Below are 14,729 nucleotides of genomic sequence, written 5' to 3'. Positions count from 1 at the left end.
GACGAAGCGAATTCACTGTTTCCGTGGCCGTCCTCGGTTTCGAATGCTCGACTCCAACCCAAGCGATTGCGCCGTTTGGCAGGTCCACGCCTCGCCACCGAAAGGGCGTTCGCGGGCCATCGATTCCCGCAGCCTCTGCAACTCGCCTACTGAGAGAGGTACGTTCACTCGATCGACCCACGCCGGTTCGCGGAGCGACAGGTCGCCACGCCACAGGCACGGGTCGCCCGCGAGCCAACCCGGCAGACTCGACCACTTCCAGTGCTCGGCACGCGCAACCAACTCGGCGCCGAGGGGGTTCCGCTCGACATAGCGGAGCACGGTCGCGAGGTGGTCGTCGTCCTGGACGGGGAACGCCTTGTACCGTCCCTGCCAGACATGCCCGGTGGTCTTGTAATGGCGATGGTATCGCTGCGCGTGCGAGGTGAGCAACCACCGCATTCACCGCCCGAGATCGCCGTCGCTCTGGGGGGGGGCGCAGGACCAGGTGGAAATGGTTCGGCATCAGGCAGTAGCCAAAGAGGCCGACAGGGAGGCGACAGCGGGCATCGCCTTTACGAAGGTGTCGTAGTCGGCAACCTTGTGGAAGACTGCTGCACGCCGGTTACCGCGATTCAAGACGTGGTAAATCATCCCGCCGACTGAGGCGCGAGCGGTCCGTGGCATGACTCGATTGTAGTCGAGGGCTCCAGCCACGTCACTATTCCCTCCATCCCCATTTTTCCGGTGTCCAGATTCCCTGCTTTGCCTTGCCTACAGCGGTTTACCAACGGGTTGCGTACGACGAAGGAAAAAGGGGACTGGCTCCCGGCCCGCGGGTCCCTTGGCACAGTCTGTTCCACGTAGCGGCCGGGTGCCTGTCCCCTTTTTCCGTGCGCCAGCCGAACACCAACCGCTGTAGGTGTCTGGTTACCGGGTTCCCGTGCGATTGGCTCCTCCCCGCTTGTCTCCTTACCCTCTGTCGCTACGTGGCCATCGACCTCAAAGGAAACAACGGAAAGGGGTGAGATCGCTCAATCAAAGGGTTGCGGTCGCTATCGTCACGATGAACGTCGCAACGATAATCGAGAAGGACCAAAGAATGAGCATTAGGCAACCGTTCACTTGTCCGAAATAAGCGAGGAGGAAGGGATTGACGCGTTGCCCCTGTTGAGTCCGACGGACTACGACATCTCTGAGCAAGAGTCCGACCACGACAAGTGCCCCGGTGATCGCTGCCCCGGCGAGGATCATAACCTTCGCGGTCGTACTGAAAGGAGGGGCGTCCCCCCCGCGTCCTAAAAGTACCCCGCGGAAGAGGAATGCGCCAACGAACGCTCCTGCAAGCACCTTAAGGATGACCGATTTGTCCGAGGCGAAGAGGTCTGCTAGCTTGCCTTGGAAGGGAACTCTAGCCATGATCAAACTACCCTTGAATGAAGTGGCAGGATGATTAACGCATCATCAAGCTTGGGTTTTTGTTAGGGTCGCACGGGGGACAATAAAGGACCATCAGTGGCCATGTACTTTAATTGGGAGATTTGGGGGGATTTAGTAAAACTGCAATTCTGTTCGCGAGTCTTGGCAGCCTGCTCAAATCGCCTGGTTTCCCTATTTTAGGTGCATGGCCACCGACTGCCCTTCCGAAGAATGCCGGTGAAATCCTTCATGAACATTTCGGATCCATCGCGAATTTCGAGGAGGAGGGAGTCTGAGTCACTGAACCTTCCAGACCGTTCTTTGCTGATTCTTTACTTGCGCTATCGCACAGCCCGAGAAAAGGGGACGGAGAGGAATGCCATAAAGACAAGCGTAACCCTATGGCGGATTGTGTCTTAGGGCTGATTTTGGCAAATTTGCTTCAATGAATGCAAATTCTAGTGTTCGTATATTGGGCTGGAAGCCGCTTGATTTCATGCCGAATCGTTCAATCCAAACGTCAGCAACACTCGATCATGCTGATGAGGACTACGTATCGTTTCCTCGCGACTGGCGACGAGGTCGACGCCGCACTCGACTGGTTCCTCCGCCAGCCCGACCCACCTGAAGTCACCGAGAAGCCGTACGGCCACCTCCTCTACTTCCGCGGTATGGGACCCTTGGCTCAGATGCCCGATGGCTCGGGGATCGACGCCAGGCGATCGCCGCTGGTCAGCCTATTCCGGCCCTCGCGTAGGCGCGGAGTCCTGTGGACGACCGGCGAGGCCCACTTCCTGCCCACGTCCTTGCGCCGGGGATGGCCCGCATTACATGCGCTGGGCCTGCGCTTCAGAAAGTGGCTATCGGGCTTCGACCTCGTCTTCGCCGGCAATCCGTCATCGCCCGGCGAGTGGAACCACTACCTCGAAGGCAGCATTCGCAATCACGAGGAACCGGTTTATGCGTTGCCGCTGGCGGCGCAAGCGCTCAGGGAAGGGAAATACTTTGTCGGCTGGTCCGACAACGACAGCGTCCTAAACACCCTTTGTCGATCGCTGCGTCATCGAGGAGTGGAATGCATCCTGGACGACAAATACCGCACCACTGACCCTGGCCTATCGAATGCATGAAATTATGGAATGTGCATGCGAGTCAAGCCCAGGATGAAACCTGTGAGAGTAACGGGTGGAAGCCCTCGAGCGGAACTGAAGAGTCGCTCCAGGATCACCAACCCGAATCCGGGCGGGGCAATTGCGACTACGAGGGCAGGGGACAAATCCGGTGAGAGCAGGCTCAGAGTGCGTCCGCCGAGATGATTTCGCCGCCCGAGCGGGTCCCCAAGGCACGCCAGGCGAGGGGGTTGATTGAATCCTTGACGAACTTGACGCTGCCGTCGCCGAGCAAGGTGTTGACGCCGCCGGGGTGCCGGCTCCTGGCCGTCTTCCAGCCGTAGTCGCTGCCCCGGAGGCAGTCGTAAGTCTTGCTGTTGGGCGTGATGTAATGGGTGTAGAGCATGTTTCGCATGTCGCCCTGGATCCAGCCCCGGTTTCGCCAGCCGGAGTAACGGGTCGGGGACTGACATTCGCCAGTGGTCAGCGGTAGGAAGTTCGTGATCGGGGTGAAGGGAATCTCGGTCTGAACGTTGATCGGCGTGGGTGAGCCGGGCTTGGGGATGTCGAAGCCGCCGGGGCCAAGCACGCTCTCGCTCAGCAGGCTGGTCTGGCTCGAACCGTCACTGATATGAGCTAAGGTGACCGACGAGTTGTAGAAAAAGGTGCCGTTGGGATTACCCCAGAGGGCTGATCCGCCGTTGTTCTGACCGTCGCCGGCGCAGCCCATGTAGTTGCCCGGGGCGAACCCTGGCTGCACCGTCTGGCCCAAGTCGCTGGGGCAAAGGAACAAAGCCACCTTCAGGTCGAAGACCGTCGTGTTGGGCAAGGTGGCGGCTCCCACCTCATCGAAGACGGGGAAGTCGAAGTTCAGGGCGTTGTAGATCTGGGTCTGCTCCAGGAACGGCGAGAGCATGGCCAGGACCGAGTAGCGGTAGTGTTCGCCACCGGCACCGCGGAGGACCCAGTAGTTGTTGGCGGGTGCGACAATGGCGCCGAAGGGGAACCGCCCCATCGTATCGTGATAATTGTGGAGCGCGATCCCTAACTGCTTGAGGTTGTTCACGCACTGGGAACGGCGGGCCGCCTCACGCGCTGCCTGTACGGCCGGTAAGAGCAGGGCGATCAAGATCGCAATGATCGCGATCACGACCAGAAGCTCGATGAGTGTGAATCCACGGCGACGCATACGACTTTGATCCTTCACCTAAAGGGGAAGTGTGAAGATTTTCATAATCGTAATACCGCGCGATTGAGGGTTTGGCAAGTGGCCGGAACGTTTTCCACCGTTCTTGAGGCGAGTGGGCCGTATGAGCTCCGCGTTTGCCTACCCTTTGCAATGCGAAATCAACGGGACAAGGGAGTGGACGCTCCCGTTAGCCTTGGGGGCGCGCGTCGACTCCCTATCCCACACCGTTCTCGCTCGACTTGAATCCTCCAGGGCGATCGCCTGGGTTACTTATCCTCGGCGATCGGGATGGCGAAGGTCGCCACGTACGACTCGATATCGAAGGCTTGTCGGTCGGCCGGCGCGGAGTCTCGTTTGTACGTCACGTTCAAGATCCAGGTGCCAGGCTCGGGCAGTTCGAGCGTGACTCGTCCCTCGGAGTCGGTCTCCGCCGCGGTCTCCGGGAGTCCGTCGGGGCTCAGGGTGGTGCTGGCCGCGTCGACTTTCACGCCGGCGAGCGGCTTTCCTTGGAACAGGACGCGGGCCTTGACCGGCGCGTCGGCCGAGTAGCCTTGCTTGCCCGGCTGGCTTTCGACCACGATCTCCAGTGTGTGACCGAGCGGCGCAGGTGCCTGGCTCGAAGTTTCGCCGCAGAGGATCAACGCCTTCGAGTACTGGTGCCCTTTCGCGCCCAGGACGAACTTGCCTCCCTCGGGCAGCTTGAACTCGCTCTTGGGGACCCTGGCGAAAGCTGGCTTCCCCGACGCGTCGGTATAGGTGCAATAGATCAGGGGTTTACGCGCCGTCGCCGCTTGGTAGAGGCCCGGTTCGTCGAAGATGACCTCGTTGGCGTGGAGTGACTTGCCGGTCATTGCCAACGGCTTGACCGAGCCGGTCGGGGTGTGGAGTTGAAGGAGGGCCAGGGCCTCGGCGTCGATCAACTCGTCGACCGGCAAGAGGTGCCCGTAGCTCAAGTAGACCGTTCCCTTCTTGCCTTGCTCCACCACGGGGCGATTGACGAGCACCCGTAAGGTGTGGGCCTGGGTGGCGAGGGCGGTAGCCAGGACCAGTCCCAGAGAGAGCAGCAGGGGACGCTTGATGGAATTCATGAAAGTCCTCGGTTCTGGGCAGAGGGGAAAGGCGAGGCCGGACGAGGCAACTCGTCCGGCGAATCTGAAAAAAAAGTAAGAGTCTGTCTCGTAAGTTCAGGGAAACCGAAAATTGAAGGCCGTTTGGGTGCCACGGGTTCCGTACTCGGAACCCGTGCGCGCCAGGCCAAGGCATTCCCGCATGGGTTCCGAGTACGGAACCGCATGGCACCCAGCAGATCATTCAAAAGCTCCCGTGGGATTCACCTTCTGGGACAGACTCTAAGTGAGAGGGGGACTCAACGCAGTCGATCGAGGGCCTGCCGCGCGTCCCGCGCCGCGATCGGATCGAAGGCGGGATTGATCTTGAGGGCCAGCGCAAGGAGTCGCTTCGCGTCCTCTTTTTTGCCGAGCGCCTGAGCGATTGCGCCGGCATGGTAGAGCACCAACGGGTCGCGGATTCCGACCTCGAGTGCGGGGCTGAGGATCTCCGAGGCGCGGGCATTTTCGCCGCGGCGGTGGAGGACCCAGGCGAGCGTGTCGCGGGCGTAGACATCGGGGCCGTCGTTGTAGGCCGCCTCGGCCAGAGTGAGGGCCTCGGCGGACGATTCGTCGCGGTGGATGAGGATCAGGGCCCGGGCGCGGCGGTGGGCCGGCTTGTTCTCGGACAGTCGCAAGGCTCGGTCGAACTGGCGGCGGGCCGCTTGCGGGTCGTTCTTGGCCAGGGAGAAGGCGGCGAGGCTGGCCACGGCGGCCGGGTCGTCTGCGCGGGCGGCGACACCCCGCCAGGTCCGCTCGGCCCGAGCGTTTTCCCCCTTCGCCGTGTAGACCCGCGCCAGGCCCGCGGTTGCCCCGGCGGCGAACATCCGTGGGTCGGTCTCGTCGTGGGGGATTCCCTGTTCGTGCAGCTTCGCGTGAGCCTGGTTCACCAGCGAAACCCCCTTCTGGAACTGCTCTTTTGCCAGGTCGAGCAGGCCGGCCCGGAAGGCAAGCTCGCCCAGCCGCGTCCGGTACTCCGCCAGGGCGTTGGCCCCCTCGACCGTCTCCGTCGAAGGGACCGACTTCTGTTTCGCCTCGACGGCCTCGGTCATGATTTGGAGGGCCCGGTCGAGGTCGCCTTGCGTCTCCAATGAGCGGGCGAGAAGCTGGAGCCTGACCGGGTCGGCCTTGGCCGCACTCACGCCCGACTTGGTGAGGGTCGTCTCGGCCTCGCGGTAGCGGCCGGTGCCCAGATAGGCACGTGCCAGCAAGGTCTGGGTCTCGGGATCATTCGCGGCCTTCGAGCCCTCTTTTTCGAGGAGGCTGAGGGCCTCGCGATATCGCCCCGCGTCGATCAATTTTGCCGCCTCGCGCGCCGACGCTTCGGACTCGACGGCCGCCGGGCAGGGGGGGGCGAACGCGATCATTGCCAGAACGATGATGAACGCGAGACGGGTGCCTTTGCGTGGAATGGTCATTGAGTTCTGCCCATGGGAAAGCGGAGTTTTCTTACTTAGCCGACGACCGGATAGCGGCGCATTGCGGTGAGGCCGAGCGAGCCGACGACCAGGGTGGGGAGCAAGAGTCCCGCCAGGCCGATCGAGGCGCGGGCGGCGACTGCCCCAAGCGGCTCCTCGCGGAAGGAGAAGGTCGGGATCCGCGCCAGGTCATCGCGGCGGATCAGGTCGCCCGCCAGGATCTTGGGGCGGAAATAGTCGCGCCAGCCGCCGTGAAATTGATCGACCTGCGCCGCAAAGTGGGTGTATCGCGCTGAGCCCGTGCCTGCCACGTCCTGCAACGCCTCCAGAGTGGCGATCGCCGGCGAGAGGAATCGGAGCCGGTCGACGAGCCTCTGCTGATGGCCCAACTGCGTTTCGAAGCGGTTCAAGACCGCGGCGGCCCCCGCCTCGGACGCCTCCTGGACGGCCAGCGACTGGATGGCGAACTCGCTCGCCTCGGCCTGTCCGCGGGCAAGCTCGGGGTGGGCTTCGAGGAACCGGGCGTTCAGCTTGGGGCCGTCGGCTTTTGCCTGGTCGGAGGCCTCGCGCACGGCCTGGATCAACTCGATCCGAGACGGCACCGGGTAGGTGACTCGAACGAGCAGCGATGCCATGGCCGGTACGACCGCGACCAGCAAGAACCAGGTGCCGGCCAGCGCCAGCGCGTTGGTCGCCGAGCTTCGTCCGAGCGCATTGATCGCCACGGCCAACGCGAACCAGAAAGCGCCGTAGGCGACGACCACGGCGAGCCAGAGGGCCAGCCGGATCAGGCCGTCGCCCGTGGTCGGACCGCCGGCCAAAAGGTATCCCCCGAGCGAGATCGCCACCGCCAGGCCGACCACGGCGAGCCCACGCGCCAGCACCTTGCCCAGGACGAGCGTTCCTCGGCCCACGGGCTGGGAGAGCACGATGACCAGCGTCCCTTGCTCTTTCTCGCCCGAGAGCAGGTTATACCCAAGGGCCAGGATCACGAGTGGGTAGAGGACGACCACGACAAACCCGAGGTCGAACCGCCCTGACATCAGGTGGGTTGGATTCTCGATCTCATCATGGGCGAGGGCTGACTGGCGGTTCGCCGTCGTCACCAGCGCGTAGTACGGGTAGAGGTCGCTCTGGCCAATCACGAGCGAGGCCAGCGGCCCCGGCGGCATGGCGGCGTAGCGAGCCCCGAGCGACAAGCCGACATGGTCGGCTGGAACGCCCGGCCCGGCGCCTGGCGAGCCCAGGCGCGTTTCCAGGTCGTTGAAGCGAGCGGACTCTTCGCGATCTGCCGCCTCCAGGGTCGCACGCTGGAAGGCGGCCCAGGTGACGCCGTTGAAGACGCCGTAGCCGACGACCACCGCGAGGAGGATCGCGACGGCCAGGAGCGTCCGGTCCACCGCCAGCAGCCGGACCTCGTGCCGCATGATTCTTCTGAGGAGCATTGCGGGACCTTGCTTAGGAAGGATTCAGTCGACCCGCAGAGTCCGGGCCGATCGGCGAACGAGTCCGGTGGCCACGATCAGCCACAACAGCAACGACAGCCAGGCGAGTTTCTGCCGCGCGAGCGTGGGCCGGAGCCCCGGCGGCTGATACTGGAATTCCGGCATACTGCGCCAGAGCTCGGGCCCTGCCTGATACATGAAGCCCAGGTCGGCCCCGTTGCGTTCCAGATCGACGTTCAAAGCCCGGACCAACTCGCGGCGATAGGACTCGGCCGAGTCGGCGAAGTCGCGAGACCGGGCGTTGTCCGTTCCGGCCAGAGCCATCGACAACTCACGGATCGCCAGGGTCGGGAACACGAAGCCGAGGGCTTTCCGCAACGAGTCCTGCCCCTCGAATGCCTTCCAGAGGGCCCCATAGTGGCGATCGAAAACGGAGTTGCCGTACTCCTCGCCCGCTTGCAAGGCGATCCCTTGAAAGTTGATCGGCAGGTCTTCCACGGTCTCGACGTTGTACTTTTTCAAGGTGTCCTGCTTGAGCCGTTCGATCCGCGCGTCTTCCGGGTCGTGGCCGTCGACGCCTGCCTTGATGTCGCGGCGGATCGCGTCGGCGAACTGGAGCGCTGAGGGCGTCGGAACCGCGCGACGCGCCAGGTCGGTCGCCAGACGAGGGGCGACCATCGCGTTGACGATCCAGAAGCTCAAGAGCACGATCAGGGCGACACGTGAGGAACTGGCCAGCGCCGAGACCAGGAGCGAGACGGCGAGGAAGATGCCCAGGTAAAACGCGTATCCCAGAAAGAGAGCCAGCGAGTGCGGCCAGGTCCGTGCCGCCTCTGGTCCGCCCATGACGACCACGGCTACGCCCAAGGCCACGACAGGCGCGGCGATCAAGCCCAGGGCCACCGTCAGCCCCAACGCCTTGCCGGCGATGAGCGTCCGCGGCCGGACACCGAGGCTCATCAACTGCCGGAGCGTCCCTTGCTCACGCTCGCCCGCGATGGCCGGAAATGCGAGGAAGATGATCAAGAGCGGCATGAGCATTTGAAGCACCGATGCCGCGGTGAGCTCGCCGAACCGCTGCAACGCGGTCGCGTCGCGGGCCGGCCGGTTGCCCACCTCATTGCGGCGATGGGCCTCGAGGTGGACCGAGACGCCGGTGTAGGGGTCGACCCCTGGGTCGACGAACGCGAGCGGCGGCTTGGGCTTGAAGACATAGAGCCCGTAGTGCGCCGCGGCGTGCGGGTTCTTCTCCTCCTGGTTGTCGAAATGCTCGCGGGCCTCGGCCTGAGCCCGGTCGTGCTCGTCGCGGAGCTCGCGCCAACTGCGCCAGCCCACGGCCGTCGCGGCCACCAGCAGCACGGTGACGATCGCCGCCGACCAGCGGAACCGGCCGTCGCGAATCAGGTCGCAGAATTCTTTGCGCGCAATGCGAAGGATCATGAATGGCCACCCCGCGAGCCCGTACCGATTGATGTTGAACGGACATCAATCGTGCATGTGTTCCAGGTAGATGCGTTCGAGGTCGGCATGCCCGACCTCGTCGGTTTCCAGGCTGGCGACCATTCGTCCTCGCTTCATGATCCCGACCCGCGTGCCGGTCTCTTTGGCGTGGAACAGGTCGTGCGTGGCCATCAAGACGGCCACGCCCCGGTCTCGCAGCGTGCGGAGCAGGTTGGCGAACTCGTTGGAGGCTTTCGGGTCGAGCCCTGACGTCGGCTCGTCGAGCAAGAGCGACTCAGCGTGTTTCGCCAGGGCGATCGCGATCCCGACCTTCTGCCGCATCCCCTTCGAGTACGTCCCGACCCGACGCTCGGCCGCCTCTTCGGGGAGGCCGGACTGGCGGAGGAACTCGCGCAACTCGGTCGGTGAATACTCATCGTGACCAGCCAGCGCCGCGAAGTACGACAGGTTCTCGAGCCCCGAAAGATTCTTATAGAGCATCACCGTTTCGGGGATGTAGGCGACGTGCTTCTTGGTTTCCAAGGGGTGGGCGACCACGTCGAGCCCCCGGATTGTGACGGTTCCCGAGGTCGGTGCGATGAAGTTCAGAAAGAGGTTGATCGTCGTCGTCTTGCCGGCGCCGTTGGCCCCCAGCAAGCAGAAGATTTCGCCCGCCTGCACCGAGAGGTCGAGCGAATCCAGGGCTGTGAACCCGTTGTACGACTTCGTGAGCGACCGGGCTTCGAGCATGGGCGGGGCAACTCCATCAGGGGGGCTGTTGCGAACAGGATGGTTTTGCCAGGGGCGGCTAAACGATCGCCTTGAATCGTCGGCACATTGACCCGTTCTCGGGTTTAGGGCGTGCCTCGGGCGAAGAGGTCGGTGTCACCCGACGAGTTTGCCTCCGAGGCTACGCGGTCAAACACTTGGGTTACGATTGCGAAAATCGTAATACTGGCCAAGAGGTGATGATAGACGGCCGCCAACCCGGTTGCAAGGGTCGATCGTCTCCCTTTTTTTGTAAGTCGTGAGTGTTATGAAAGAGGGGGACCTTTGGCCGGAACGTCGACGTTGGCGAAGCTCATTCCATTGCAGCGATCCTTGACGTGGCGTCGGAGCTCCAAGTATGTGACAGTTTCCTGAAGTACGGATGGGTCGTCGGCCAACCCTTTGATCGTAACGTAAACAACGACCCGCCATAGAGCGAGGAATACCCTCGTTCCCACGGTCCCCCGTGGGAATGCCGTCCCCGACGCTCCGCGTCGTTTGGCCCTGCGAAAGCAGAGGACGCAGAGCGTCCAAGACTTCATTCCCACGGGGGACCGTGGGAACGAGTAGCGGGAGGCTTTCTGGCCCTATATTGGGTCGTTGAACGTGAACGACCTGGGAAGTTGATGTTTGATAATATTATTGTGATAATGTCATCTCGTTTCGATGGCGGCTGTTCCTGGATATTGCCCAACGCCCAAGGGTTTTTCCCCTTGGGCACTCGCAACCTAAAGAAAGTCAGGCGTTTGCCGGAACTTGATAATGGGAAAGGCTGACGGCCCGTCAACCGCTGGCAGGCGGATCACTGAATCGTGTTGAGGAATGGATGTGCACTTGCGAGTAATAGAGAGGAGAGCCGATCCGATCGAATCTTGACTCGATTCCTCGTCACAGGGCATTGCATCGTGTCGCCGTCGCCCGGATCCGGATGACCCAAATTCTCAGGCTGGCGTCAAGAATGCGTCTGGCCCCTTTGAGTTTCGCCGGCAAACCACGATCTCCCGCAGGAAAATTTGCAGGCGACGCAGATTCTCAAATCCGCTCGGGTGTCTCGACCCACCATAGGGGACTGTTCAATACAATGAGGGCCAGGTCGTGAGACAAGGGCAACACGGTGAAGTTGGTCGGCAGATCCACACGCTCTTCCACACTGGGACAGGCGCGGGGCTTTCGGACGGGCAGTTATTGGAGCGGTTCACGACTCAGTCCGATGAGGACGCCGAGCGGGCATTCGCGGCGTTGGTGCATCGTCACGGCCCGACGGTGCTTCGTGTCTGTCGAGGGGTTCTCCGCGACACGCACGACGCTGAAGATGCCTTCCAGGCCACGTTCCTCGTCCTTGCCGGCAAGGCCCGATCGATCCGCCAGCGCAACTCGGTGGGCAGTTGGCTCTACGGTGTTGCCCTGCGCGTGTCGTCCGAGATGCGGTTCGTCGCGGCTCGGCGGCGGACACACGAGGGTCGAGTGGCTGGCATGAAGCAAGAATCGCTCAGCGGTGAGGACGATGACTCAAGCCAAGTGGTACACGAGGAGCTTGCCCGGCTCCCGGATCGGCTCCGCGCCGCGGTTGTCCTCTGCTACCTGGAGGGCCGCACTTGCGAGGAAGCTGCACACCAACTCGGCTGGCCGGTCGGGACCGTCAAAACTCGACTAGGCCAGGCGCGGGAACGACTGCGTATTCGGTTAGTGCGCCGTGGCCTCACCTCACTGGGATCGTCGGCGGCTGTGGCCTCTTCCGCGGAGGCAATGTCGATTTTGCCCACGGTCCCGATCGCGTTGGAAGCGACGGTGGTCCATGCGGCCCTTCGATTGACGTCGGGCAAGGCGATGCTCGAGGTTGTCTCGTCGTCGGTTATTACGTTGGCGGAAGGAGTGCGGAAAGCCATGTTCTTGTCCAGGTTAAAGTTGGCTGTGGCGGCCGCGTTAGCGGTTGGGACCGTTGCGGTTGGGACGATCGTCGTCGCCCGTCCGTCCTGGAGCGATTCCTGGCGGTCCGCATCGTCGCTTGAGGGATCACGGATCGTCGACCTCACCTCGGTGACGAATACAAAGCCGCAAAAGAAGGCGGAGAGAGTGATTCTCGCCGCGGCCGACGCGTCTGATTCTGGAGGTCTTGACGACTTCAAGGAGAAAGGTGTTTCCCACCAGGAACTCCAGGTGCGCCTCGCACATGCGAAACACCTTCTGCAAGAGAAGGAGAGGCTTTTCAGGGCGGCGACGGTTCCTGCATCCGTGGTTGAAGAGGTCCGTCTCGAATTGGATATCATTCAGGCGAGGCTCGACGCATCGAAAGAGGACCTGGAAGATGAGTTGGAGCGATTGGAAGGGCGCCGTCGCGTGAAGCTGGCCGAGTTGAATTTGACGAAGGTCCGGTCAATCTGGGCGCAACATCTCCACTCACAGAAGTCATCCCGCTCTGAGGAGGCCCAATCGAACATGGAGATCGCGGTCCAGGAGGCCGAATTCCAGGAGGTTGAGATCCGTATTAAGCAAGTGAGGCGACGGCTGGGACTGAAGTAGGCCCGGACAGTCCAAGTATAAGACTTCGTCGAACCCGTTTTTTCTACTGCAATGCGATCGGCCCTGGCATCATCAGCGGCCTAACAATTCCGTAGGGTGGGCACGGCCCACCATCTTAACCTCCGGTTTAGCAAGGAGATAGGGATGGTGGGCCGTGCCCACCCTACGGGAAAAACCGGATTCTGGCCGCTAATTAATCGTAAATCGTTGATAAGTTTATGACGGGTTAGGCGAAGCTTTACGTCCAAGTCACCAAGGCCAGGAACTTGTCCTCGATCGGTTCGTTGCCCGATATTTAAAGCGGTTTACGATCGCATTGCGCACGGTGGAGGAAAACGGGGACTGGCTCCCGGCCCGCTCCATGCTCGGCTTTTCCGGACGACCTGGCGGCCGGGTGCCTGTCCCCATTTTCCGGGCCGTCACGGGCGGCCTCGGCGGAAAGGGGGACAGGCACCTCCGCTGCGCTCCGGAGCCAGTCCCCGTTTCCGCACGTGCTCCTGAGTCTTGAGACCAACCACCGTGCGCAACGCATCCGCAAACCGCTCTAGTCCTGGGGCGTGCCTCGAGAGGATGCGCCCAGCCTTCGAGAACGGGAGTGTCGGCCCTCATCGTAAGTCGTATTTGGCTGGATCGGCGAAGGTGGCGACGCTCAGTTCGCGTCAGTGATCAGGACAAAGTGCTGGGTTCCCAAGCGGCGAGGGTGGTCGAAGAACCTGATCGCGACATGGGGCTCCGGCGCGGCCTTGGCGTGCCGGAGCCCCAGCTTATCAGAAAAGAGAGTGCCGATCGGAGACCGCACTGGCGATTGGGTCGGCAGTAAGTTTGGCGAGGAGGGCGATTATTTGAGTTCTTTGATGAAGAGATTCGTGAATTCCAGCGGATCGCCGTGGTGCTGGAGCGCGATCGGCCCGCGCTTGGGGAGATCAGGAAGTTCGGCCTGATCGATGACGGTTTCGTCGTTGAGGACGACCGTCAGGCGGTCTCCCTTGAGGGTGATGACGAACCGGTTCCACTGGCCGGGAGCCTTGTCGGCCTTGATCTTCGGGATGGCGGCGGAGCGGACCGAGGCGGGCATTTTTTTGTCGGTTCGATAGCCATAGAGCTCACCCGAGCCCACGGTGTTGCAGGTGACGTTGATTTGCGCTTCTCGCTTCCACGGATCAGGATGCCGCTATCTCCTGCGTAGGGGATATTGAGGACTTTCTTGGTCCCGTCCGGGTTCACCGCATCGTCGCCGTTGGGCAGGATAACGGCCCTTGGCTTCGGGGTCGGCTTGCCGGGGAGGCGCCAGTCGACCACCATCACGAAGTCGCCGTATTCCTTCTCGGTCCAGAGGCTCTTGTCCTTGGCCTCGCTCTTGCCGTCGTAGGCCAGGATGGAATCCTTGGCCGTCCAGTGGCCCGAGTGTCCGGGGTCTTGCCGCCACCCTTGCAGGTTGAGTCCGGAATAGAGGGACGTGAAGTCGGGGTCGAGCAGTGCGGTCTGCGACTCGGTCGGGTTCGACGAGGGGAGTTCCTGGATCCGGATGTTCCGGAAGTGGCATTCCGCCCCTTCCGCTTCGAGGCAGAGATACCCCTTGCGAGGCACGCAATCCGATCCCCCAGAGACTTCCTTCCCGTTGACCGCGAGCTTGATCGTGCCGTCGCGGCAGGTGATGCGGTACTGGTTCCATTCGGGCGATGGCCGCGACCGCGACTCGCTGGGCAGGCTTCGCATGGCCCCCTTCGGATGCGGGCGGTCGGGCGTCAGGGTCGCCCCCTGGATGGCGAAGACGTCTCCGTGGGTGGTGAAGCCGTCGGTCGGCTGGCCGGCCTGCTTTCGTTTCTCGGCGTACGCGTGGTCGAGAATCTGGACCTCGATGCCACGCGCGTAGGGCTTACCCACGGCCGGAAGCGCATCGCCCCAGATGAAGACTCCGGCATTGCCCCCCGGCTGAGGAAAACGCCACTCGAGGTCGACGATGAAATTCTCAAAGGGGCGGTCGGTCCGCAGCATGCCCTTGGGCTTGCCAGTCGAGACGATCATCCCGTCGCGGACCGTGAAGGTTTCGGCCGCGACGTTGATCGGCACCCATCCCTGCAAGTCTTTGCCATTGAAGAGCGACCTGCCGCTCTTGTCCTCGTCGGCCCGCGCCTGGCCAAACCCGCTCAGCGCAGTGGCGAATCCGATTCCGATGACGAAAAGTGATCGTATTTTCATCTGAAAAAGGCCCCCCGGAGTTTGAACCGAACGTCCACTTGATTCGGAAGATGTTGCTATGCTGCTCCGTGGACGCGAGCGAGGTCGGTCCCGGAGCGCCGCGAGGGTGGCGGGCGTGATCCGCCGGCCACCCTCGC

At 62.4% G+C, this 14,729-nt stretch carries 10 protein-coding genes and 1 pseudogene; 2 read left to right on the top strand and 9 right to left on the bottom strand.

Annotation, left to right across the window (positions count from 1 at the left end; genetic code table 11):
- Positions 1-12: 12 nt before the first annotated feature.
- Positions 13-441, bottom strand: coding sequence for a transposase (locus V5E97_RS23415; protein WP_406693965.1), 429 nt, complete (start codon positions 439-441; stop codon positions 13-15).
- A 576-nt stretch (positions 442-1,017) separates the two neighbouring features.
- Positions 1,018-1,398, bottom strand: a complete 381-nt coding sequence (locus tag V5E97_RS23410) for a hypothetical protein (protein WP_406693964.1) — start codon at positions 1,396-1,398, stop codon at positions 1,018-1,020.
- A 542-nt stretch (positions 1,399-1,940) separates the two neighbouring features.
- On the opposite strand from V5E97_RS23410, the gene V5E97_RS23405 reads away from it, so the two are divergent.
- Positions 1,941-2,528, top strand: coding sequence for a hypothetical protein (locus V5E97_RS23405; RefSeq protein WP_406693963.1), 588 nt, complete (start codon positions 1,941-1,943; stop codon positions 2,526-2,528).
- 163 nt (positions 2,529-2,691) lie between these two features.
- Here the strand turns inward: V5E97_RS23405 and V5E97_RS23400 are convergent, their stop codons facing one another.
- The 6 genes from V5E97_RS23400 to V5E97_RS23375 all read right to left on the bottom strand — a co-directional run bounded on the left by V5E97_RS23400 (position 2,692) and on the right by V5E97_RS23375 (position 9,855).
- Positions 2,692-3,696, bottom strand: a complete 1,005-nt coding sequence (locus tag V5E97_RS23400; protein WP_406693961.1) for a DUF1559 domain-containing protein — start codon at positions 3,694-3,696, stop codon at positions 2,692-2,694.
- A 266-nt stretch (positions 3,697-3,962) separates the two neighbouring features.
- Positions 3,963-4,784, bottom strand: coding sequence for a DUF4198 domain-containing protein (locus V5E97_RS23395; protein WP_406693960.1), 822 nt, complete (start codon positions 4,782-4,784; stop codon positions 3,963-3,965).
- 278 nt (positions 4,785-5,062) lie between these two features.
- The gene (locus tag V5E97_RS23390; RefSeq protein WP_406693959.1) at positions 5,063-6,220 is read right to left on the bottom strand and encodes a tetratricopeptide repeat protein; all 1,158 of its coding nucleotides are present in this window, start codon (positions 6,218-6,220) and stop codon (positions 5,063-5,065) included.
- 35 nt (positions 6,221-6,255) lie between these two features.
- The gene (locus V5E97_RS23385; protein ID WP_406693958.1) at positions 6,256-7,647 is read right to left on the bottom strand and encodes an ABC transporter permease; all 1,392 of its coding nucleotides are present in this window, start codon (positions 7,645-7,647) and stop codon (positions 6,256-6,258) included.
- Between the two features lie 42 nt (positions 7,648-7,689).
- Positions 7,690-9,105, bottom strand: coding sequence for an ABC transporter permease (locus V5E97_RS23380; protein ID WP_406693957.1), 1,416 nt, complete (start codon positions 9,103-9,105; stop codon positions 7,690-7,692).
- A 45-nt stretch (positions 9,106-9,150) separates the two neighbouring features.
- On the bottom strand, positions 9,151-9,855 hold the full coding sequence (locus V5E97_RS23375) for an ABC transporter ATP-binding protein (protein WP_406693956.1): 705 nt from the start codon (positions 9,853-9,855) through the stop codon (positions 9,151-9,153).
- Between the two features lie 1,113 nt (positions 9,856-10,968).
- On the opposite strand from V5E97_RS23375, the gene V5E97_RS23370 reads away from it, so the two are divergent.
- Complete coding sequence (locus V5E97_RS23370) at positions 10,969-12,393, top strand: RNA polymerase sigma factor (protein ID WP_406693954.1); 1,425 nt, start codon at positions 10,969-10,971, stop codon at positions 12,391-12,393.
- Positions 12,394-13,231: 838 nt separating this feature from the next.
- On the opposite strand, the pseudogene V5E97_RS23365 reads toward V5E97_RS23370, so the two are convergent.
- Positions 13,232-14,592 (bottom strand): annotated as a pseudogene (locus V5E97_RS23365) (3-keto-disaccharide hydrolase).
- Positions 14,593-14,729 lie beyond the last annotated feature (137 nt).

This window comes from Singulisphaera photorubra (assembly GCF_045290345.1).
GTDB lineage: Bacteria > Planctomycetota > Planctomycetia > Isosphaerales > Isosphaeraceae > Singulisphaera.
Note: the sequence above shows the minus strand (reverse complement) of the source record. Positions and strands in the feature narration are given on the sequence as shown.